At 66.6% G+C, this 21,697-nt stretch carries 18 protein-coding genes and 2 tRNA genes; 10 read left to right on the forward strand and 10 right to left on the reverse strand.

The window, feature by feature from the left end:
• Positions 1-93 precede the first annotated feature (93 nt).
• Positions 94-612, forward strand: a complete 519-nt coding sequence (locus tag ASE88_RS01635; RefSeq protein ID WP_056474576.1) for a hypothetical protein — start codon at positions 94-96, stop codon at positions 610-612.
• A gap of 45 nt (positions 613-657) precedes the next feature.
• Here ASE88_RS01635 and ASE88_RS01640 read toward each other — a convergent pair whose 3' ends face one another.
• From ASE88_RS01640 to hemB, 3 genes are read right to left on the reverse strand one after another with little or no spacing between them, the layout of a single operon-like run.
• Positions 658-2,898 carry a fused MFS/spermidine synthase gene (locus ASE88_RS01640; RefSeq protein ID WP_056474578.1) on the reverse strand — a complete coding sequence of 747 codons (2,241 nt, stop codon included), beginning with the start codon at positions 2,896-2,898 and terminating at the stop codon, positions 658-660.
• The gene (locus ASE88_RS01645) at positions 2,888-3,430 is read right to left on the reverse strand and encodes a GNAT family N-acetyltransferase (RefSeq protein ID WP_056474581.1); all 543 of its coding nucleotides are present in this window, start codon (positions 3,428-3,430) and stop codon (positions 2,888-2,890) included. Before ASE88_RS01645 ends, ASE88_RS01640 begins: the two co-directional genes overlap by 11 nt.
• The gene (gene hemB, locus ASE88_RS01650) at positions 3,427-4,431 is read right to left on the reverse strand and encodes a porphobilinogen synthase (RefSeq protein ID WP_056474584.1); all 1,005 of its coding nucleotides are present in this window, start codon (positions 4,429-4,431) and stop codon (positions 3,427-3,429) included. The genes ASE88_RS01645 and hemB overlap by 4 nt, the downstream gene beginning before the upstream one ends.
• A gap of 93 nt (positions 4,432-4,524) precedes the next feature.
• On the opposite strand from hemB, the gene ASE88_RS01655 reads away from it, so the two are divergent.
• Entirely contained in the window at positions 4,525-5,409 is an 885-nt protein-coding gene (locus tag ASE88_RS01655) for a diacylglycerol/lipid kinase family protein (protein WP_056474586.1), read from the forward strand.
• Positions 5,410-5,525: 116 nt separating this feature from the next.
• Here ASE88_RS01655 and ASE88_RS01660 read toward each other — a convergent pair whose 3' ends face one another.
• Both ASE88_RS01660 and ettA read right to left on the reverse strand, forming a co-directional pair.
• Positions 5,526-6,719: a sensor histidine kinase gene (locus ASE88_RS01660; RefSeq protein WP_082466046.1), complete on the reverse strand. Its 1,194-nt coding sequence runs from the start codon at positions 6,717-6,719 to the stop codon at positions 5,526-5,528.
• 5 nt (positions 6,720-6,724) lie between these two features.
• The gene (ettA, locus tag ASE88_RS01665; protein ID WP_056474969.1) at positions 6,725-8,404 is read right to left on the reverse strand and encodes an energy-dependent translational throttle protein EttA; all 1,680 of its coding nucleotides are present in this window, start codon (positions 8,402-8,404) and stop codon (positions 6,725-6,727) included.
• 103 nt (positions 8,405-8,507) lie between these two features.
• Here ettA and ASE88_RS01670 point away from each other — a divergent pair, with 103 nt between their 5' ends.
• The 4 genes from ASE88_RS01670 (at position 8,508) to ASE88_RS01685 (ending at position 10,945) form a co-directional block, all read left to right on the forward strand.
• Entirely contained in the window at positions 8,508-9,911 is a 1,404-nt protein-coding gene (locus ASE88_RS01670; protein WP_056474589.1) for a M20/M25/M40 family metallo-hydrolase, read from the forward strand.
• A 154-nt stretch (positions 9,912-10,065) separates the two neighbouring features.
• Complete coding sequence (locus ASE88_RS01675) at positions 10,066-10,332, forward strand: hypothetical protein (protein ID WP_031393308.1); 267 nt, start codon at positions 10,066-10,068, stop codon at positions 10,330-10,332.
• A 138-nt stretch (positions 10,333-10,470) separates the two neighbouring features.
• A tRNA-Ile gene (locus ASE88_RS01680) sits at positions 10,471-10,546 on the forward strand.
• 147 nt (positions 10,547-10,693) lie between these two features.
• The gene (locus ASE88_RS01685) at positions 10,694-10,945 is read left to right on the forward strand and encodes a hypothetical protein (protein ID WP_200910122.1); all 252 of its coding nucleotides are present in this window, start codon (positions 10,694-10,696) and stop codon (positions 10,943-10,945) included.
• A 69-nt stretch (positions 10,946-11,014) separates the two neighbouring features.
• On the opposite strand, the gene ASE88_RS01690 is transcribed toward ASE88_RS01685, so the two are convergent.
• The 3 genes from ASE88_RS01690 to ASE88_RS01700 all read right to left on the reverse strand — a co-directional run bounded on the left by ASE88_RS01690 (position 11,015) and on the right by ASE88_RS01700 (position 16,174).
• Positions 11,015-12,160, reverse strand: coding sequence for a CaiB/BaiF CoA transferase family protein (locus tag ASE88_RS01690; protein ID WP_056474595.1), 1,146 nt, complete (start codon positions 12,158-12,160; stop codon positions 11,015-11,017).
• A 110-nt stretch (positions 12,161-12,270) separates the two neighbouring features.
• The gene (locus ASE88_RS01695) at positions 12,271-14,049 is read right to left on the reverse strand and encodes a DUF885 domain-containing protein (RefSeq protein WP_056474974.1); all 1,779 of its coding nucleotides are present in this window, start codon (positions 14,047-14,049) and stop codon (positions 12,271-12,273) included.
• A gap of 16 nt (positions 14,050-14,065) precedes the next feature.
• On the reverse strand, positions 14,066-16,174 hold the full coding sequence (locus ASE88_RS01700; protein WP_056474598.1) for a prolyl oligopeptidase family serine peptidase: 2,109 nt from the start codon (positions 16,172-16,174) through the stop codon (positions 14,066-14,068).
• Positions 16,175-16,269: 95 nt separating this feature from the next.
• Between ASE88_RS01700 and ASE88_RS01705 the strand changes: the two genes are divergently transcribed.
• Positions 16,270-17,454, forward strand: coding sequence for an alpha-hydroxy-acid oxidizing protein (locus ASE88_RS01705; RefSeq protein ID WP_056474977.1), 1,185 nt, complete (start codon positions 16,270-16,272; stop codon positions 17,452-17,454).
• Positions 17,455-17,510: 56 nt separating this feature from the next.
• Here ASE88_RS01705 and ASE88_RS01710 read toward each other — a convergent pair whose 3' ends face one another.
• Both ASE88_RS01710 and ASE88_RS01715 read right to left on the reverse strand, forming a co-directional pair.
• Positions 17,511-17,921: a YybH family protein gene (locus ASE88_RS01710; RefSeq protein WP_235527707.1), complete on the reverse strand. Its 411-nt coding sequence runs from the start codon at positions 17,919-17,921 to the stop codon at positions 17,511-17,513.
• 8 nt (positions 17,922-17,929) lie between these two features.
• Positions 17,930-19,603, reverse strand: coding sequence for an EAL domain-containing protein (locus ASE88_RS01715; RefSeq protein ID WP_321163390.1), 1,674 nt, complete (start codon positions 19,601-19,603; stop codon positions 17,930-17,932).
• Between the two features lie 124 nt (positions 19,604-19,727).
• Between ASE88_RS01715 and moaA the strand changes: the two genes are divergently transcribed.
• The 3 genes from moaA (at position 19,728) to ASE88_RS01730 (ending at position 21,680) form a co-directional block, all read left to right on the forward strand.
• Positions 19,728-20,741 carry a GTP 3',8-cyclase MoaA gene (gene moaA, locus ASE88_RS01720; protein WP_055880135.1) on the forward strand — a complete coding sequence of 338 codons (1,014 nt, stop codon included), beginning with the start codon at positions 19,728-19,730 and terminating at the stop codon, positions 20,739-20,741.
• Positions 20,738-21,517, forward strand: coding sequence for an NAD kinase (locus ASE88_RS01725; RefSeq protein WP_055880131.1), 780 nt, complete (start codon positions 20,738-20,740; stop codon positions 21,515-21,517). Before moaA ends, ASE88_RS01725 begins: the two co-directional genes overlap by 4 nt.
• 88 nt (positions 21,518-21,605) lie before the next feature.
• A tRNA-Asn gene (locus ASE88_RS01730) sits at positions 21,606-21,680 on the forward strand.
• Positions 21,681-21,697: the final 17 nt, after the last annotated feature.

Consider the following 21,697-nt stretch of genomic DNA (forward strand, 5'->3'; position numbering starts at 1 on the left):
CTGGAGGGGCGCTGATAGCAGGCATTTTCGGAGGCGCAAGGGTCTCCCGCGAGAAAGTTGTGCGCAAAGCATTGGCGGCATAGAGCGACAGGCATGAAACACGCCCCCTCGCCTCGCCTCGCGGCGTTCGCCGCCATCCTCGTCGCCCTCGCCACGGCGGCTTGCAGCGCGGATACGAACAGCTATCCCTCGCTCGGCCTGCGACCGGTCGAGACGTTGGGATTCGCCGAACCCGAGGTAAAGACGGCGGTGGCGGCACCCGATCCAGCACTCGATACCGATATCGCCGCGATCGCCGGCAAGCTCGCCGCGATCACGACGGGCTTTACGCGCGATGCGGGCAAGGCGGAGACGCTGGCACGGTCGGCGCGTGGCGCGGCAGTCGGGAGCGACGCGTGGATCGAGGCGCAGAGCGCATTGGCGGGGCTCGACGACTGGCGCGCGCAGAGTTCGTCGTTAGTCACCGACATTGAGGCGCTGGCGACCGACCGGGCTGCCAAGTTGCAACCCGACTATCCGGCACTCGCAACGATTCGCGCGAAGGCGCAGGCAGAGACCGATCGGCAGGGCGCCACGATCGGGCGGATCCAGGCCAGCATGCCCGCGGCGTAGCAGCCACGCTCATATCCTCCCCCGCCAGGGGGAGGATAGTGCCGATCAGAACCCCTTCAGCAGCGGCAGGATTGTCGAGTAATCGTCGGTCCACCCGGTGAACCCCTTGCGCGGCTGTAGCGGCTTCCAGTCGAGATCGGTCGCACGTAGCGCCGCGATCGCGCGCGGATCGCGCGACAGTGCCACCCAGTCGGACGCCGAGGCGCGGTCGACTAGCAGGCTCGACGGGCGGTATTTCATCTCGACCGCAATCCAACCGCCCTGCTGCGCGGCCGCCGCAATCACGGGTTCGAGATCGATGAACCGGTTCGAGATGTGCACGAGCAGCAAGCCATCGCGCGCGAGCACCCGGCCATAGGTCGCGAACGCCTCGCGGGTCATAAGGTGCATCGGCACCGAGTCCGACGAGAACGCATCGAGCGCGAGCAGGTCGAGACTCTTCGACTGGTCATTCCCGAGCGCTACGCGCGCATCGCCGAGCCGGATCTCCGGGTTCGGCAAACACCGCGACAGATAGGTGAACTGGCCGGTATCGCGGGCGATGCGTACCACCGCCGGGTCGATCTCGTAGAACCGCCAGCGCTGGCCGGGCTTGGCGTAACACGACAGCGTTCCCGTCCCCAGCCCGACGACGCCGATCCGCGCGCTGGGGCCGTACAGCGCCGGGGCGGCCTGCATCGCCTGCCCGACGCCTGAGCCGGCTGCGTAATAGGTGGTCGGCGTCCGCTCGCGCGCGGCCGATCCGCGCAACTGGATGCCGTGGACGGTCGTGCCGTGATCGAGCTCGCGCGTGCCGCCATTGGGGCCCGGCTCGTCGCGCACTGTATACACGCCGAAATAGCTGCGGACGCGCGCGCCCGACTCGATCGAGAGTGCCAGGCTGCGATACCCGCCGAACAGCACGAGCGCGCCCGCCAGCACGATCAGGTACGGCAGGCGAGCGCCGATCGCGACCAAGCCCAGCGTCGCGATGACCAGGAACGCCAGCCCCTGCCGGCTTTCGCCGAACACGCCGCCGGGATCGGTGATCCGCAACCCGGCGACGACGGCAATGGCGATCGTGATCGCCGCCAGCGCGATCCACTTGGCCGGCCCCTTCGCCATCCAGACGGTGCGGAACCGGCCCAGCAGATACATTTGCGGCACCAGCGCACCCGCGGCGAGTATCAGCATTGGATATTCGTACGTCCAGTCGAACACCACCGGCGCGACCAGCGCGGCGAACACCCCGCCGAGCGCCCCGCCCGCCGACATCGCCAGATAGAACCCGGTCAGCCGATCGGGCGCAGGCCGCGTGCGGTACAGCGCGGTGTGCAGCGCGACCGAGATCATGAACAGCAGCACCAGCGCGATCCCCGCGCTGAAGAAGGGGCGCTCGTTCACGCCGCCCATGATGATCCCGCCGAACAGCAGGATCGTAATCGGCGCGATCCGCGTCAGAAGGTCGGCGAGCCAGCGGTCGTTCGCGAACGCCACGCTGAAGCTCAGCAGATACAGCCCGAGCGGGATCACCCACAGCAGCGGCATCGCGACGATATCGGTGGTGATATAGGTCGAGGTCGCCAGCATCATCCCCGACGGCACCAGCGCCAGTGCGATCCAGTGCGCGATCCGTCTGGCGCCCGGCGGCGCGCTGGTCGCGGCGACATGGTCGACCGCCGCGGTCTTGGGCAGGCGGGTCGCGCAGGCGAGCACCAGCACGATCAGCAAGACATAGCCGCCGCTCCACAACAGGCTCTGGCCACGAACCGCCATCAGCGGCTCGACCAGCAGCGGGTAGGCGATCAGCCCGGCAAAGCTGCCAAGGTTCGAGGCGGCATACAGCGCATAGGGATCGCCGCCGCCGCTCGCATCGCTGAACCAGCGCTGGATCAGTGGCGCCTGCGCGGAGACCGCGAAGAACAACGGCCCGATCGACAGCCCGAGCAGCCACGGCACCCAGAGCGCCGGCTGCGCCTCCGCCGATGGCGCCATCGCGACCAGCCCGATCGGCAGCCACAACGCCGCGACGATCAGCACGCCGAGGTGGATCGCCGCCTGCGCCCGCGGCCGGACGCGGCCGAGCCAATGCGCATAGGCATAGCCCGCGAGCAGCAGCGCCTGGTACACCAGCATCGCCGAATTCCACACCGCCGGCGCGCCGCCCAGCCGCGGCAACGCCATCCGCGCGACCATCGGCTGGACGAGAAACAGCAGGAACGAGCCGGTCAGGATCGTCGCGACGAACATCGTCCGGCACCAGCGTGCCATCAACGGACGATGCTCGCCCAAGGGGTTATCGGACATAGGCGGGACGGTCGATCCGGTAGAGGATATGGCGGCGGAGAGGATCGTCTTCGGCGAGCTTGGGATGATCGAAATCGCCATCGACCACGCGGGTCATGCCGAGCCGCTCCATGAGCGTCCGGCTCGACCGGTTGGCAGGCACGGTGATCGCCCAGATCGTCGGCAGCCCGAGCTGGCTCCAGCCCCAGCTCAGCGCGGCCTCGGCGGCTTCGCGTGCGTACCCCTGCCCCCACGCGTTGCGGACCAGGCTCCAGCCGATCTCGGGCTTGTCTTCGATCGGCGTGCCGACCGGCCCGGGCTTGATCCCGCACCAGCCGATAAACGCGCCGGTATCGCGCCGTTCAAGTGCCCAGAAGCACGCGCCATAATCGGCGAGGATCGCGGTTTGACGTGCCACCACCGCCGCCGAATCGGCCAGCGAGGGCGGCTGCCCTAGATACGCCATCACCGCCGGCTCGGCGCACATCGCGTGATGCGCGGCGGCATCGGCATTGCGCCAGCCGCGCAAGGTCAGCCGCTCGGTCTCGATCATCCGCCGAGCAGTTTCGCCGCATGCGCCGCATGATAGGTCAGCACGCCCGAGCAGCCCGCGCGCTTGAACGACATTAGCGTTTCGAGGACCATGACGTCGCGCTCGGCCGCCCCAGCGGCGACCGCAGCCTCGATCATCGCGTATTCGCCAGACACCTGGTAGGCGAACACCGGCACCTCGAACGCCTGGCGGACGCGGACGATGATGTCGAGATACGGCAGGCCCGGCTTGACCATCACCGTGTCGGCGCCTTCCGCCAGGTCCATCGCGACCTCGCGAAGCGCTTCCTCGGCGTTGGCGTTGTCCATCTGGTAGGTCTTCTTGTCGCCCTTCAGCAGCCCGCGGCTGCCGACCGCGTCGCGGAACGGGCCGTAGAACGCGCTCGCATATTTGGCGGCGTAGGACATGATCTGGACATTGTGGTGCGAGTCCGCCTCGAGCGCGCCGCGGATCATGCCGATGCGACCGTCCATCATGTCCGACGGCGCGATGATGTCCGCGCCCGCATTCGCCTGGTTGAGCGCCTGCGCGACGAGCATCTCGGCGGTCGTGTCGTTGACGACATAGCCCGCCGCGTCGACCAGCCCGTCATGGCCGTGGCTGGTATAGGGATCGAGCGCGACGTCGGTCAGCACGCCGACCTCCGGCACCGCGTCCTTCAATGCGCGGATCGCCTGGCACATCAGATTGTCGGGGTTGAGCGCCTCGCGCCCGTCATCGGTGCGGCGTTCGGGTTGGGTATAGGGAAACAGCGCGATGCACGGGATGCCGAGGCCGCGCGCCTCGCGACCGCGCGCGACGATCCCGTCAACCGACCAGCGCGAGACGCCCGGCAGGCTGGGGATCGGTTGCTCGACGATGCCGCCAGAACTGGGCCCTTCGCACACGAACAGCGGCCAGATCAGGTCGGCGGGAGTCAGCACGGTCTCGGCATGGAGGCGGCGGCTCCAAGCGGAGGCGCGGGTGCGACGAAGGCGAAGCGCGGGATAGCTTGCGGTCATGCGCAAGGCTTTGCGGGATGACCGCGGACGGATCAAGCGTTACCCCACACGCGTTACGCGTGCGGAACCGCCTGTCGTGCGTTTGGGAGCCCTATGTCGAACGATACGATCACCTCTGCCGCGCTCGTCGTCAATGCCAAGTCGCGCAAGGGACAAAAGCTGTTCAAGCGTGCCTGCGCGGCGATGTCGGGGCTTCCCTATGCGGTCGACGCGCACGCGGTCGAGGATCCGAAGGACCTGGAGGCGACCGTGCTGCGCGCGCTCGCCAAGAAGCCCGATCTGCTGATCCTGGGTGGCGGGGACGGCACGGTCAGCGGGCTGGTCGACCTGATGGTCGGGCATGACGTAATTCTGGGCGTGCTGCCGCTGGGTACGGCGAACAGCTTCGCGCGCACGCTGGGCATCCCGCTGACGATCGAGGGTGCGGTCGAGGTGATCCGCACCGGCAAGGCGCGCCGGATCGATCTGGGGATGATCGACGGCGACTATTTCGCGAACTGCGCCGCGATGGGCATCAGCCCTAAGATCGCCGAGACGGTGCCGCACGGGTTGAAGAAGGTGCTCGGCAAGGTCGGCTATCTCAGCTGGGCGGCGTATCAATATCTTCGCTTCCGCCCGTTCACGCTGATCGTCGGCGAAGGCCCGACTGCGGTGAAGATCCGCGTCGTCGAGGTGCGGATCTCGAACGGGCCGTATCATGGCGGCACCGAACTGGTCGACGCGGCCGCGGTCGATTCGGGCGAGATCGTCGTCCAGGCGGTGATGGGGCATGTAAAGCGCCGGCTGGTGCAGAACTGGGTTTCCAGCGTCTTCCGGCTGCAGTCGCGTCACGAGAAGGTCCGAGACTTCCGCGGCAAGAGCCTCAAGATCAACACCATCCCCCCGTTGCCGATCTCGATCGATGGCGAGGTGCTGGCACGTACACCGGTGACGGCGAAGGTGGCGGCGGGAATTATCCGGGTGATGGCGCCGGCCTGATCCGAAGCGCGGCACCCTCGTCCTTGTTCTCCCGCAAAGGCGGGAGCCCGGTCTGTGTCCCCGCCTTCGCGGGGACACAAGATTGGTCGCTCACGATAGTTCGGTCGCACGATAGGCTAGGCGGCCGAGGTTACCCGCGGATCGGGGATATCGAGCGTGGCGCACGTCCCGACCACGCCATTCTCGATCACGATCGTCCCGCGCAGCTGCCGCGCGAGGCTGCCGATCATCCGCATCCCCAGGCTCTGCCGCGACGCGGCCTTCAGATCGAAATCCGCCGGCAGCCCCGCGCCCGTATCGCAGACCGTCAGCACGATCCGTCCGTCAGCGCTGCGGATCGTCACCGCGATCGCGCCGCCGGCGTCGTCATAGGCATATTTGATCGCGTTGGTGACGAGCTCGGTCACGAGCAGCCCGACCGGGATCGCCGTGTCCGCGCTGATCAGGATCGCGTCGATATCGCACTCGATGCGGTGGTTAGGCGCCTGCTCGGCCAGCCCCGTGGCGATCCCGCAGACCAGATCGTCGAGCGCGACGATGCCGACCTGCTCGCCACGCCAGAGCTGGTCATGCGTCTGCGCGATCGCGGTAATCCGCGCCTGCGCATCGCCGAGCAACCGCGTGATCCGCGGATCGTCATCCTCCTGCATCTGCAGGTTGAGCATCGCCGAGACGAGCGCGAGGCTGTTCTTGACGCGGTGGCTGGCCTCGCGCGTGAGAAGTTCCTGATGCTCCATCGCATCGCTCAGCCGCTGCTCGGCCTGCTGTCGCTCGATCGCAACGCCGATCAGGTTGGCAAAGCCCTGCATGAAGGCGAGATCGGCGGGCTCGAACTTGCCCTCGTCGGGGCTGTCGACCTCGAGCACACCGAACCGCTTGCCCGAGGTCTCGACCAGCACGTTGATCGCGCGGCGGATCTTGTGCTCGGCCATGAATGCGGGCGTGCGGAAACGGTCCTCATTCTCGAGATGGTTCGAGATCACCGGCTCGCCGGTCTCGAGCGCAAACCCCGCGGGCGAGGCGAGATCGGTGCGCATCTCAGTCGACCCGACCACGCCCGGCGCCCAGCCGATCCCCGCGCGCACCAGCAAGCTGTTCTGTTCGGGGCGATATTCCAGGAACTTGCAGTATTTCGAACGCATCCCCTCGCCGCAGAGCTCGGTCGCCCGCTGCAGCATCGGATCGAGATCGCGCGCGCGCAGCGCCTCGATCCCAAAATCGGCGAGGATAGACTGCTGGCGCAAGCGATATTGAAGTTCGCCTGCGCCAGGCGGGGTATCGCCGCCGGGGGAGTGTTCGATGACCGGCATTGCCCTCAGCGCGTCAGCTTCTTGTACGCCAGACGTGTCGGGCGATCAGCGGCATCGCCCATGCGACGACGCTTGTCCTCTTCGTACGACGCGTAATTGCCCTCGAACCACTCGACATGGCTGTCGCCCTCGAAGGCGAGGATGTGCGTCGCGAGGCGATCGAGGAAGAAGCGATCATGGCTGATGACCACGGCGCAGCCTGCGAACGTCTCCAGCGCCTCCTCGAGCGCGCGCAGCGTCTCGACGTCGAGATCGTTGGTCGGCTCGTCGAGCAGGAGGACGTTGCCACCCTCCTTGAGCATCTTGGCCATGTGGACGCGGTTGCGTTCACCGCCCGACAGCTGGCCGACCTTCTTCTGCTGGTCCTGCCCGCGGAAGTTGAACGCGCCGACATAGGCGCGCGTCCCCATCTCCTGCTTGCCGAAGCGGAAGATCTCCAGCTCGTCGGAGATTTCCTGCCAGACGTTCTTGTTCGGATCGAGATCGTCGCGGCTCTGGTCGACATAACCCAGCTTGACGGTCGAGCCGACCTCGATCGTGCCCTCGTCGGGGGTTTCCTGCCCGGTGATGAGCTTGAACAGCGTCGACTTGCCCGCGCCGTTCGGGCCGATCACGCCGACGATGCCGCCCGGGGGCAATGTGAAGTCGAGACCGTCGAACAACAGCTTGTCGCCGTACGACTTGGTCAGGCCCTTCGCCTCGATCACCTTGCCGCCGAGGCGCGCGGGCAGCTGGATCAGGATCGCGGCCTTGCCGGCGACGCGATTCTCCTGCTTCTCCATCAGCTCGTCGAATGCGCGGATACGCGCCTTCGACTTGGTCTGGCGCGCCTTGGGGGTCTGGCGCATCCACGCCAGCTCGTCGGCGATCGCCTTCTGCTTGCCGGCCTCTTCGCGCTCTTCCTGGCTCAGGCGCTGCGCCTTCTTCTCCAGATAACCCGAATAGTTGGACTCGTACGTGTAATAGCGGCCGCGATCGAGCTCGAGCACCCAGTTGACGACATTATCGAGGAAGTAGCGGTCATGCGTCACGAGGATGACGTTGCCGGTATATTCCTTGAGGTAGTTCTCCAGCCACGACACGCTTTCGGCGTCGAGATGGTTGGTCGGCTCATCGAGCAGCAGGATCTGCGGCTTCTCGAGCAGCAGCTTGCAGAGCGCGACGCGGCGCTTCTCGCCGCCCGACAGGTTCACCACCGACGCATCGCCCGGCGGGCAGCGCAGTGCCTCCATCGCCTGTTCGAGCTGGCTGTCGAGCGCCCAGCCGTCGACTGCGTCGATCTTGGCCTGAAGCTCGCCCATCTCCTCCATCAGCGCGTCGAAATCGGTGTCGTCCTGCGGATCGCCCATCTCGGCCGAGATCGCGTTGAACCGGTCGACGAGATCCGCGACGGGGCGCACGCCGTCCTTGACGTTGCCCATCACGTCCTTGGTCGGATCGAGCTGCGGCTCCTGCGCGAGATAGCCGACGTTGACGCCTTCGGCCGCCCAGGCCTCGCCGGTGAAATCGGGATCCATGCCGGCCATGATCTTCATCAAGGTCGACTTGCCCGAGCCGTTCGGGCCGATGATCGCGATCTTCGCCGACGGAATGAACTGCAGGTGGATGTTGTTGAGAACGGGCTTGTTGGCACCGGGGAAGGTCTTCGACAGACCCTTCATGACGTAGGTATACTGGACGGCCATGTGGGTGCCGAGCTCCATGCTTGAATGAGGCGGGATTTGACGTGCGCAGATAGCGATGCGGCGAGCCGTTGGCAAACGGGGAGCAGCACCATAGGCTACCCCCATGATGAAACGCACCCTGCTCGCGGTATTGGCCGCGTCCGCCCTCACCTCTCCTCTAGCGGCGCAACGTGCCGCCGCGCCTGCGACCGCCGTCGACGCGAAGGTCGCCGCGCTGCGCGACAAGGCGCTGACCGACGACACCGCGTACAAGATCGTCGAGGGGATCACGACCGAGGTCGGTCCGCGGATGACCGGCACCGAGGCAGCGCCGCGGGCGCGCGCCTGGTCGGTCGCCAAGCTCAAGGCGCTGGGGTTCAAGAACGTGCGGGTCGAGCCATACCAGTTGCCCGTCTGGTCGCGCGGAACGGAAAGTGGCGACCTCGTCGCGCCCTATGCGCAGGCACTGCATCTGGTCGGCCTCGGCAATTCGGGCGCGACACCTGCGGGCGGGCTGACGCTGCCGATCGCGTATTTCGCAACTTATAACGACTTGGCACTCGCCGCCGACCGCAGTCTGAAGGGCAAAATCGCGTTCGTGTCGAACGCGATGCAGCCGACCCAGGACGGGTCGAGCTATGGATCCCAAGGCACCGCGCGCTTCGTCGGGCCGAACGTCGCTGCCAGGAAGGGTGCGGCGGCGATCGTGATCCGGTCGATCGGCACCGATCACGGCCGCGGGCCGCATGCGGGCAACACCAATTTCGATGCGGGCGTGACGCCGATCCCCGCAGCGGCGCTGTCGGTGGCGGACGCCGAGCATGTCGAGCGACTGGTAAAGCTGGGCAAGCCCGTGACGATGAAGCTGGTGCTGGAGGACAAGCAGGTCGGCATGCGCGACTCCGGCAACGTCGTCGCCGAGGTTCCGGGCACCGACCCCAAGGCCGGCATCGTCCTCGTCGGCGGACATCTCGACAGCTGGGACCTCGGCACCGGCGCGATCGACGACGCATCGGGCGTCGCGATCACCGCCGCCGCCGCCAAGATCGTGATGGACAGCGGCCAGCGTCCGCGCCGGACGATCCGCGTCGTCTGGTTCGGCGACGAGGAGAGCGGCGGGTTCGGCGGGATCGCCTATGCCAAGGCGCATGCCGGCGAGCGTCATGCCACCGCCGCCGAATCGGACTTCGGCGCCGATCGCGTCTGGCGGTTCGAGAGCAGCCTGCCCGACGCCGCCAAGCCGGTCGTCGATCGCCTCGCGGTCGCGCTCGCGCCGCTCGGGATCATCCGCGGTGCCGGCGTCCCGCACGGCGGCACCGATGTCGGACCGACGATCGCCACAGGCGTTGCCGGAATCGACCTCAACCAGTCGGGTCTGCGCTACTTCGACTATCATCATACGCCCGAGGATACGCTTGATCGGATCGACCCCGAACAGCTTCGCCAGAACGTCGCGGCGTGGACCGCGATGATCGCGACGGTGGCCAATGCACCCGAAGAAATCGGCCCGATCGTGCTTGAAAAGTGACCAGTTGCAGCAACCGAAACGTCATCGTTCTGCCGCAAACCTTGCGGAGAGATGAATTTAGCGGATTGACCGCCCGCCGGGGTCCGCTATTTGACGTGACTTCGCGACGGCAATCGGGTCGGCCGCGAGTGAAACTATGCTTGGGAGCATTCGAATGAAGAAGATCGTTCTGATCGCTGCTGCCGCCGGCCTGATGTCCGTCGCAGCCTGCAGCAAGTCGCCAGAAGCCGCCGCCGTTGAGAACAACGCGGACATGCTGGCTGACAACATGGAAATGCAGGCTGACAACATGGACGCGATGGCGGACAACACCTCGAACGCAGTCGCGACCGACGTGCTCGAGAACGCAGCTGACAACATGAACGCTGCCGCCGACAACGTCCGTGACGCTGCCGACGAAAAGACCGACAACATGAACTAAAATTCTTTCGGGCGTTCACGCTCGATAGGATTTTATTGTCGGAAAAGGGCGTTCCTTCGGGAGCGCCCTTTTTTATTTGTGTCGACGATGTTGCGCTCTTTTGCGAAGTGGCCGCGTGCGCTAACGCAGGCGCCGGTGGGGCCTGTAGCTCAACGGTTAGAGCTGGCCGCTCATAACGGCTAGGTTGCGGGTTCGATTCCTGCCGGGCCCACCAACCACCCCGCCGCCCCGCCGCCGGATCAGACACCGCTGCATACCCCGCGCGCATAACTGATCCACTTTCGCGGTTTATGGACGAACCGTCATGTGCCAATGCTTCGAAGGCCGCGACAATCTTTGTCGCGGTATCGGGAGACGCGTAATGTTTATCAAATCTCTGGCCATGGCTTCGGCCGGCCTCGCGCTGGTTGCCGCACCGGTCGCCGCCTCTGCGGCACCGGCCAACCCCGCCACCACCCTGTCGGTTGCCAAGTCGGTCCGCACGACCACGTCGACCGCGAAGAAGAGCAAGCTTGCCGGCGGCGGCTTCATCATCGTCGCGCTCGCAGCGGTCGCAGTGGGCGGCGGTCTGTATCTCGCGATCGACGACGGCGACGATTCGGACAGCAACTGACGATCGGGGCCGGTGCTAGCGCATCGGCCCCATCCCCCCGCGAACCGTAACGCCTGTCCGCCGATAGGCTCAAGCAACGGCTCCGGCAGCTTTCAGCGCGGCGATTTCGTCTGGAGCATAGCCAAGGCCATCTAACAGAGCCTCGGTATCGGACTGCTCATTCGCCATCCGCGGCGCGACCGTCGGTGTTACCGAATAGCGCGGCGCCGGCATTGGCTGGACCACACCGCCGAGCTCCACGAACGTGCCACGCGCGACGTTGTGCGGATGCGCGGGGGCCTCGGCCATCGACAGCACCGGCGCGAAACAGGCATCGGTGTGTTCGAGAATCGCACACCACTCATCGCGCGTCCGCGTCGCGAACACCGCGGACAGCTTCTCCTTGAGTTCCGGCCAGCCGCGCGGATCCATCTGGCGATCGAATGCGGGCTCTGCCGAAAGCCCCGATTTTTCGCGTAACACCGCATAGAATTGCGGCTCGATCGCGCCGATCGACACGTATGTCCCATCCGCGCAGACATATGTGTCGTAGAAGTGGGCACCGCTATCGAGCAGGTTGACGCCCCGCTCGTCGCGCCACAGGCCTTGCCCTTGAAAGCTCCAGATCATGCTCATCAGCAGCGCGGTACCATCGGTCATCGCGCAGTCGATCACCTGCCCCTGCCCCGTCGTCCGCGCATGGAGCAAGGCGCTGACCATGCCGAACGCCAGCATCATCGCGCCGCCGCCGAAATCGCCGACCATGTTGATCGGCGGCGTCGGCTTGTCGCCTGCACGCCCAAAGGCATGGAGCGCGCCCGCCAGCGCGATATAGTTGATGTCGTGCCCCGCCGCCTGCGCGTACGGCCCTTCCTGCCCCCAGCCGGTCATCCGGCCATAAACGAGCCGCGGGGTGACCTTCAGCAAAGTCTCCGGCCCGAGGCCCAGTCGCTCGGTCACGCCAGGCCGAAACCCCTCGACGAAGCCGTCCGCCGACGCGACCAGATTGTGGACGACGCCGATTCCCGCGGCGGACTTGAGATCGACCGCGATCGTCTTGCGGGACCGCTGCAGGATGTCCTTCGTCGGATCGCCGCCCGGCCCGCCCTTTTTCGCGCCCGGTCGTTCGATCCGGATCACCTCGGCGCCATGATCGGCCAGCATCATGCACGCGAACGGGGCAGGCCCGATCCCGGCAAGCTCGACGATCCGGATTCCGGCAAGCGGGCCGGTCAACGCCGCGACCGCATACCGCGCAGATCATATCCTGCCGCCACGACACCTCTCCGATGGTTTCTTATCGGCGCAGCGTCACAGCATTCGCAAACCCGGTCAAGCGACCAACGCTACCCGATCGGCAGGTCGAGCAGCAGTTCGCGGACATAGCGGATCGGCGGCGAACCATGCGCGAGCAGCGCGTCGTTATAGCGCTTCAGGTCGAACGCCGCGCCCTGCCGTTTCTTGGCCTCGTCACGCAGCGCCATATGCTCCGAATAGCCGGTGAAATAGCTCAGTAGCTGCGTCGAGCCGAGCGAGGCGCGGACCCATTTGCCCGCAGCCTCGCGCTCCTGCTGGAACGCGGTGTGCGTCATCAGATGCATCGCCTGCTCGCGGGTCATGCCCTCGGTGTGGATACCGATATCGAGCAGCGAGTTCGCGATCGACCGCAACCGCATCTTGAGCACGGTCAGCTTGAACAGCGGATCGCCGTCCAGATAGCCCTCGTCCGCCATCATCCCCTCGGCATAGACCGCCCAGCCCTCGATGAACGGCCCCGAGCCGAGCACTGCGCGCAGCGTGGACTGCGTCGCGTTGGCGTGCGCGAGCTGGAGATAATGCCCCGGCATCGCCTCGTGCACCGCAAGGTCGTGGATCATATAGTCGTTATATTCGCTGAGAAACGACGTCGCCTGCGCCTCGGTCCAGTCGTCGGGGATCGGCGAGACGGCAAAGAACGTGCCGAGGTTCTTCTCCAGCGGCCCCGGTGAATCGCAATATGCCACCGCGACCCCCTGCTGGAATTTCGGCATCGTGATGATCTTCACGGGGCCGTCGGGCATCCCGACCAGGCCCTTGTCGCGGACGAACGCGGTCGCCTGCGCCAACGCCTTGGTCGAGGCGTCGATCATGCCGTCACGCGCAGGCCGCCTCGCGTAGGTGCGTTCGAGTGCCAATTGGATCGCGGCCTGTTGCTGCGCGTCGGATGGTGTGTCGGGAAGCAGCAGCGCACCGGGCTTGGCGCCGAAGATCTGCCGGGCGATCGCGTACATCTGCGCGCGCGTGTCGACGATCGCCGCCTGCGCACGACGCTTGATCTCTGCCCGCGTCAGGTCCGACTGCAGCGCGAACCCGAGCTTCTTGTCGTACAGCGCCGTGCCGAGCCGAAAATCGCCCTTCGCGCCCGGCGCCAGAGTCTTGTCGAGCCAGACCTGATGCTCGGCCACCGCCGCCTTCAGTGTGGCGAGCGCCGCGTCGAACCGCTTGGCATCCGCGGGCGTCAGTTCGGTCCTGTGCGGCGCGAGCATGCTCTCGGCGATGTCGACGATGCCGCTGTTCTGCTTCGCCACCGTCGTCGCGTAGATCGAAGGCACGCGCGCGACCACGATGTTGGAGCGCGCCTGCGCCAGCAACGCAGGCAGCGCCGCCATCCGTGCGGTCGCCGCCTTCAGCCGCTGCGGCCACGGCGCGAAATCGCGTGCGGCCAGCGCGTAGAGCGAGCTTCCTGCGATGTCGTTGTAGACCTGCGGATCCCACGCCCAGCCGCCGAGCGTCTCGCTATCCCAGATGTCGTAGCGCAGCGCGTTGTCGAGCAACGCCGCATCGACCTGCTCCTCGCGCGGCAGGGCTTTCCGGTCGATGCGCCCGAGATCCGCTAGCATCGCCTTCGAAAACGCCGCGCGCTTGGCACGCCCTGCGGCGGACATGTCGGTCACCTGCGTATCGTACCGGTGATCGCCGAGCGCGGTCGCCGACGACGGATTGAGCCGGGCGAGGCCATCGACATAGCGCTTCGACAGCGACGCGAACGCACTGGTATCGCCCTGCGCGGCCAGCGCGGGCGCAGGGATCGAGGATAGGGGGAGCGCCAGGATCGCGGCGCCCAGCATCAGACGGAAATTACGCATCATGAGGTCCTGACGATCAGCGCTGCGGCGCGGTGCCGAGCTGCGTGTTGAGATAGACGGTGACGAGTGCGGCGCGCTTGGCGTCCTCGATTCGGTCGGCGCCGGCGGCGTGGCCGCCTTCGGGGTTCTCGTAATAGAAGAACGGATCGCCATACGCCTCCAGCCGCGCCGCGAACTTACGCGCATGGCCGGGATGGACGCGGTCGTCTTCGGTCGAGGTATAGATGAACGGCACCGGGTATTTCACGCCGCGCTTCAAATTCTGGTACGGCGAATAGCGCGAGATGAACGCCCAGTCGGCAGGTTCGTCGGGGTCGCCATATTCGCCCATCCACGATGCCCCCGCCGACAGATGCGAGTAGGTCTTCATGTCGAGCAACGGCGACCCCATCACGATCGCGCCGTAGAGATCGGGTCGCTGCTCCATCGCGACGCCGACCAGCAGGCCGCCGTTCGACCGCCCCGACACGGCGATCTTGCGCTTGGCGCTGACGCCCGTCCGCACCAGATCGTCGCCGACCGCGTGGAGATCGTCATACGCCTTTTGCCGGTTCTCGCGCAGCGTCGCCTGATGCCAGCGCGGGCCATATTCACCGCCGCCGCGGATGTTGGCGAGCACGAACGCATTGCCCTCCTCGACCCAGAACAGCCCGGCCGGGCCCGACCGATAGGGCTGGTCGACCAGATAGGTCGGCGTCTGCGCATTGCGGAAGCCGCCATAGGCGTGGACGAGCGCGGGGACCGGACCGGTCGTGCCTTTTTTCCGCACCAGGAAATACGGGATCTTCGTCCCGTCCTTCGACGTCGCGAACCGCTGCTCGACCTGCATCGTCGAGGCGTCGAACCGCGCCGGCAGCGTGTCGACCGCGGTCGGCGGCGCGTTCGGCCGGACCGCGTAGAGCGCGGGCGGGCTCAGGAACCCCTCGACCATCGCAAAGGCCGTATCGTCCTTGCCGGCGGTCGCCTCCAGATGGATCGTCGACGCGGTCGGCAACGCTGCAATTGAGGGCGTCCAGACACCATCCGCGCCCCGCGTCAGCGACACCAGCCGGCCCGACACGTCGTCGAGCATCTTCACCCACAGCACCGACTTGCTCGAATCGACCTGTTCCACCGCCTGCGTCGCGGTCGGCACCAGCACGCGCTCGATCGTCGGAGCACGCCCCGCGAGCACGTCGGCGATCGCATAGGCGACCACCGCGCCGGCGGGGATGCCGCGCCAGTCGGACGACAGCGTCGCGATCAGACGGCCGTCGAGCACGGCGTTGATCACCGCATCGTCGGGCAGCGGCGTCGCCACGAGCCGACCATCGGCGGCGACATGACTCCGCTTCGCATGAAAGAAATCGACGTCGCGCGACACCAGCGCATAGCGCCGGTCACCCTCGGTGAAGACCGCCGTATTGATCCCGACATCGCTCTTCGCCGCGCTGGCGATCTCGGTGGCGGCGGTCAGCGGTGTACCGCGCCGCCACAGCTTGGCGGTTCGCGGCAGGCCCGACGTGGTCAGGCTGTCCGGGCCGAAATCGGTCGCGACATACAGCGCGTCCGGTCCGGCCCAGTTCACCCCGCTCTTGAACATCGGCACGACGAAACCGTCGGTCACGAACTTGCCCGAGGGAATATCGAACTCGCGCTCGACCACCGCGTCGCCGCCGCCGTTCGACAGCGCCACCATGCAGCGATCATACGACGGCGAACGACACGTCGCGCCCTTCCACACCCAGCTTTTGCCCTCGGCCTTGCCGAGCGCATCGACGTCGATCAGCGTCCGCCACACTGGCTTGCCGCCGGTGAACGACGCCAGCGACGCGATCCGCCACAGGCCGCGTACGTTCGTCTTGTCCTGCCAGAGGTTGAGCACCTGATCACCGATGATCTGATCGGGCGTCGCAATCTGGCGATCCGCCTGCAACAGATCGAGTGCACGCTGGCGGTAGCGCGCAAAGCCGGGTTTCGCCTCCAGCGCGGCGAGCGATTGCGTGTTCCACCGCTTGACCGTTTCCAGCGCGCGCGCGCCGTGAATGTCTTCGAGATACGCATTCGGGTCCGCGGCGGGCGTCTGCGCGATGGCGCTCGTCGACAGCGCGAGAAAAGCGAGAAGCGGCAGGCGAAGGGACATCATCGGACTTTCTGTGATCGGTCGCGCATCCTTAGGCACAAGGAATGACTTCGTCACCGGTCACGCCGTATAAGGCCCGCAAAACATAGGAGAGGATGATGGCCGTGCCCCCTAAGAACGCGTCCCATTTCGGTGATTACCAGAACGCGATCTACTTCGCCGGGTTGAACGGCGTGGTGCCGAGCATGCCGGTTGATTTCGCCACGCTGGAGGCACGCGCGTCGGCAGCATTACCGCCCGCGACGCTCGCATATCTCCAGGGTGGGTGCGGCGACGAGCATACCCAGCGCCACAATGCCGATGCATTCGCGCATTGGGGCATGACGCCGCGGATGATGGTAGATTGCAGCCGCCGCGACGTGTCGGTCGACCTGTTCGGCATGACATTGCCGACGCCCTTGTTCATGGCCCCCGTCGGGATCAATGGCATCTGCACCCAGGACGGCCACGGCGATCTCGCAGCGGCGCAGGCGGCGGCGGTGACCGGTGTGCCGCTATGCCAGTCGACGCTGTCGAACGATCCGCTGGAGGACGTTGCCGCTCAGCTTGGCGACACACCGGGTTTCTTCCAGCTCTACACGCCGAAGAACGATGCGCTGACCGAAAGCCTGATTCGCCGTGCCGAGACCGCCGGGTACAAGGCAATCGTCGTCACGCTGGATACCTGGGTGACCGGCTGGCGCCCGCGCGACCTCAACATGGCGAACTTCCCTCAGTTGCGCGGCCATGTCCTCGCCAATTATTTCAGCGATCCGGTGTTCCGCGCGTCGCTCGAGCGCCCGCCCGAGGAGGATTTAGCGGCCGCGGTGCGACATTGGGGGGGTGTGTTCGGCAAAGTGCTGACCTGGGCGGACATGCCGTGGCTGCGCTCGCTCACCAACTTGCCGCTGGTGCTGAAGGGGATCTGCCATCCCGATGATGCACGCCGCGCGATCGATGCCGGCGCCGACGCGATCTACTGCTCGAACCATGGTGGGCGACAGGCGAATGGCGGGATTGCCGCGCTCGACCTGCTGCCCGGCGTCGTCGCCGCGTCGGGCTCCGTGCCGGTGCTGTTCGATTCCGGCGTGCGATCGGGCACAGACGTGGTGAAGGCACTCGCGCTCGGGGCCACGGCGGTCGGGGTGGGACGGCCCTATGCTTATGGGCTAGCGCTCGGCGGCGCGACGGGGGCGGCGCACGTCTTGAAATGCCTACTTGCGGAGGCCGACCTGCTGATGGCGGTCAACGGCTACCCGACGATCTCCGACGTCCGCGCCGCCGGCGCAACCCGCCAGCACTGAAAATTCTCCCCGCCCGGGGCGCACGAAGCGCCACGCCCCGCCCGGGCGGGGGCAAATCAACTGCTGTGATCGGCGATGATCTTCCAGGCTGCACCGCGCCGTTCGAAGACCAATGTCGTCATGCCCGACTCGGTCGTCGACGGTCCCGTCAGCGTCCAGCGTGCGAACAGCATCGCGTGACGCGGATCGATCCCGCGCATCTCCAGGAACGCGAACGACAGCGTACCGCGCGCATTGCCGACACCGCGGAAGCTAGGCCGGTATTTGTCGGCGATCGCCAGCTTGCCACGTAGCAAGCCCTTCGGCGTTACGAACACCGCATCGTCGGCATAGACCTCCATGAACCGCGCGAGATCGCCCGTATTCCACCCCGCCGCGCTCGCCGCCATCGCTTGACGGATCGCAATGTCGGCCGGCGCGGGCGCCGCCACCGCGGCGGCGGCCATCAGCGCAATGGGAACGATCATCGCCTGCATCATTCCCTCGCCATCAAATCGAGCAACCCCGCCTCGCCCACCGGTTCGGACAGCAGGAACCCCTGATACAGGCTGCACCCCCCTGCGGCGAGCAATTCGAGTTGCGACGGCGTCTCGACGCCCTCGGCAACCACGGCCAATCCGAGCGAGCGCGCCATCGTGATCGCGCCCGCCACCACCACGCGGTCGCGCGCGCTGCCGTCGATGTCCCGCACCAGCGACTTGTCGATCTTCACATAGTCGAGCGGCAGCGACTTGAGGTAGGCGAGGCTCGAATAGCCCGTCCCGAAATCGTCGATCGCAACGCGACATCCCGCCCCGCGCAGCTCCGCCAGAAGTGCCGAAGCCGCCGCGAGATCCTCGATCAGCCCGGTTTCAGTGATCTCGACAGTAAGGCGGCCGCGCGGAAACCCGCTCTCGTCGATCCGCGCAAGGAACAGCGCCGCGAATCCCGGCCGCGTGATATCCGCCGCGGTCAAATTGAGCGACACCCTCAGCGTGCCGAGCACCTCGGGCCACGCAACGGCGCGCGCGAGGACCAGTCGCTGAATATGATCCGAAAGCGCGATCCCCAGATCCGCGCGATCGGCCGCATCGAACAGAGTATCCGCGCCGAGTGGCCCCAGCGTCCGGTGGTTCCACCGCGCGAGCGCCTCGACGCCAGTGATTCTGCCGCTCGCAATCTCGACCTGCGGTTGCCAGCGCAGATCGATCTCGTCGCGCTCGATCGCGTGATGCAGGTCAATCGCGAGCGCATCGATCGGCGCGACGCCATCGGGGAGCGCGACGTGCAGCACCGACCCGTCGCTTGCTTTCGCCTCTGCCAGCGCTTCGCTGGCGCGGCGCAGCAACGCCGCCGCATCGTCGCCCGGCTGGCGCTGCGCCACGCCGAACCGGCAGCCGAGCACCGCACGCGTGTCCGCCACCCGGAACGGCCGCGCGAGCGCCGCATCGAGTGCCGTGATCGCCGCCGTCACCGCTGCACCTGATGCCTCGATCGCCAGCGCGAACTCCGACCCACCGAGCCGCGCGACGATCGAATCGACGCCGATCGCGGCATGCGCGACCGTCTCGGTCCGTCGTACCGCCGCCTCGATCAGCGCATCCACCGCGGGCCGGCCATGCGCCGCGTTGACGATATCAAGCCGCGACAACGACACCAGGACCACCGCGACCGGCAGGTCCGTCGCGATCCGCCCGACGATCCAGCGGCGGACGTCGCCGGTCTCGCGATCGTACAGCGACACACCGGGAATCCGTCGCCGATCGATCGCACTGCCCGCGGTGCGAACCGCGTGACGCCCGGCAAACCGAAGCGCCTGGACGAGTTCGCCGTCGCTCGCCGGGCTTGTGAGAAATTGCGTCGCGCCGGCATCGAAGAACTCGCCGACCGCGCCGACATCGCCGCGCGACACCAGCACCAGCAGCGCGGCACCATTGGTCGCAACCAGCCCGCCCAGCGCCAACGTCGCCGCCAGCCCCTCTTCGAGCGCCCCGCGCGCGTCGATCAGCGCCACCGCCGCACCGCTCGCCAGAAACCGGCTTTCGATCGCCTGGGCATCGCTCAGGACCTGCGCATGCCATTCCACACTCGCCCCCGCACACGCCAAAATCTCCGCGATTTCACCGTGTTGACGGAACGATACCGCGAACAGCGTCGTTGCCGTCTGCATGTCTTCCATATCCGTCGCACCCTGCCCCATCGGTGCGAGCCTAGCGAGCCAGTCGCCCCCCGCCAATCCATTACCAGCCGATCCGGCCTTGTTCCCGGGACAGTCAGGTCCTAGCTCTGAGGCGATGACGTTGGTGCCCGCCCTGAAACAGAAACCGTTGCAGGACACGCATGGTCGCACGATCAAGTATCTGCGTATTTCCGTGACGGATCGCTGCGACCTGCGCTGTCGGTACTGCATGGCCGAGCAGATGACGTTCCTGCCGCGGTCGAAGCTGCTGAGCCTCGAAGAGATCGCGATCATCGCCGAACGCTTCATCGCGCGCGGCGTCACTAAGATCCGTCTTTCCGGCGGCGAGCCTCTGGTCCGTCGCGATGTTGCAGAACTGGTGCAGCGCCTTGGACACAATATCGGGTCAGGCCTTGAAGAGCTAACGATGACCACCAACGGCACGCGCCTGGCGCAGCATGCCGAGGCGATGGTCGACGCCGGCATCCGCCGCGTCAACGTCAGCATGGACAGCCGCGACCCCGAGCGCTTCCGCTACATCACCCGCCACGGCGACGTCGCGCAGGTGATCGGCGGGATTTACGCCGCGCGCGACGCTGGCCTTGCGATCAAGATCAATATGGTCGCGCTCAAGGGCTTCAATGAGGACGAGATCGCGCCGATGCTGGCGTGGTGTCGTGACGAGGGCTTCGACCTCTCGCTGATCGAGACGATGCCGCTCGGCGCGATCGACGAGGACCGCACCGACCGCTTCCTGCCGCTGACCAAGGTGTTCGATGAACTCGGCCAGAAATTCATGCTGGCTCGCGATTCCCACAAGACCGGCGGCCCTGCGCGATACTGGAACGTCGATGGCACGCGCACCCGGCTCGGTCTGATCTCGCCGCTGACCGCCAATTTCTGCGACGGCTGCAATCGCGTCCGTCTGACGACTGAAGGCAAGCTGTACATGTGCCTTGGTCATGACGACCAGGTCGATCTCAAGGCGGCGCTGCGCGACGGCGGCACCGCCGGCCTCGACGCCGCGATCGACGCGGGCCTGTTCGCCAAGCCGAAGGCGCACGACTTCCGCATCGGCCAGGGCGAGGGGCCCGCGGTGGCACGTCACATGAGCGTCACCGGCGGATGAGCCGATACGAGCGGCGGGCGCTGGTCGCGTCCAACACCCCGCCCGCTCGTGCCGCCGAGGCGGAACTCGCCGACATGGGCGACTGGGTGCCCGTCGAGGACGCCGACGTTATTATTGCGCTCGGCGGGGACGGCTTCATGCTCCAGACGCTCCACGCCATGCTGGAGCGCCGCAAGCCGCCCGTGCCGGTCTTCGGGATGAACCTGGGTACGGTCGGCTTCCTGATGAACGAATGGCGCCACCACGGGCTCTCCGACCGGCTGGAGCGCGCCAAACCGTTCAAGGTCGTCCCGCTCAGTATGACCGCGCTCGGCGTCGACGGGCGTACGCATACGCTGCCCGCGATCAACGAGGTCTCGTTCCTCCGCGAGACGCGACAGACCGCCAACCTCGAAGTGACGGTGAACGACCGGATCGTGCTGCCCGAACTCGCCTGCGACGGCATCCTCGTCGCGACGCCGGCGGGCTCGACCGCGTACAACCTGTCCGCGCAGGGCCCGATCCTGCCGCTCGGCTCGGGCATGATCGCGCTGACCCCGATCAGCCCGTTCCGCCCCCGCCGCTGGCGTGGTGCGATCCTGCCCGACAAGGCGCGCATCCGCATCCGCGTGCTTGATCCCAGCAAGCGCCCGGTTTCCGCCGTCGCCGACCAACGCGAGATCCGCGACGTCGCGCAGGTCGACATCTGCATGGACCGCGCGCGCGAACTGACGCTGCTGTTCGATCCCGAGCACGCGCTCGACGACCGGATCACGATGGAACAATTCGTTTCCTGACCCGCGGTTCGTCGCCGACTTTCATTTTTTGCGACAAACCCGCTTGCATCGTCCGACTGGCCGTTTATAGAGCCGCCTCCGGCAACGTTCCCTGATAGCTCAGCGGTAGAGCTCTCGACTGTTAATCGAGTGGCCGTAGGTTCGAATCCTACTCAGGGAGCCATTTCTAAGCCGCATAAA

The sequence above is a fragment of the Sphingomonas sp. Leaf38 genome, assembly GCF_001421825.1.
GTDB lineage: Bacteria > Pseudomonadota > Alphaproteobacteria > Sphingomonadales > Sphingomonadaceae > Sphingomonas.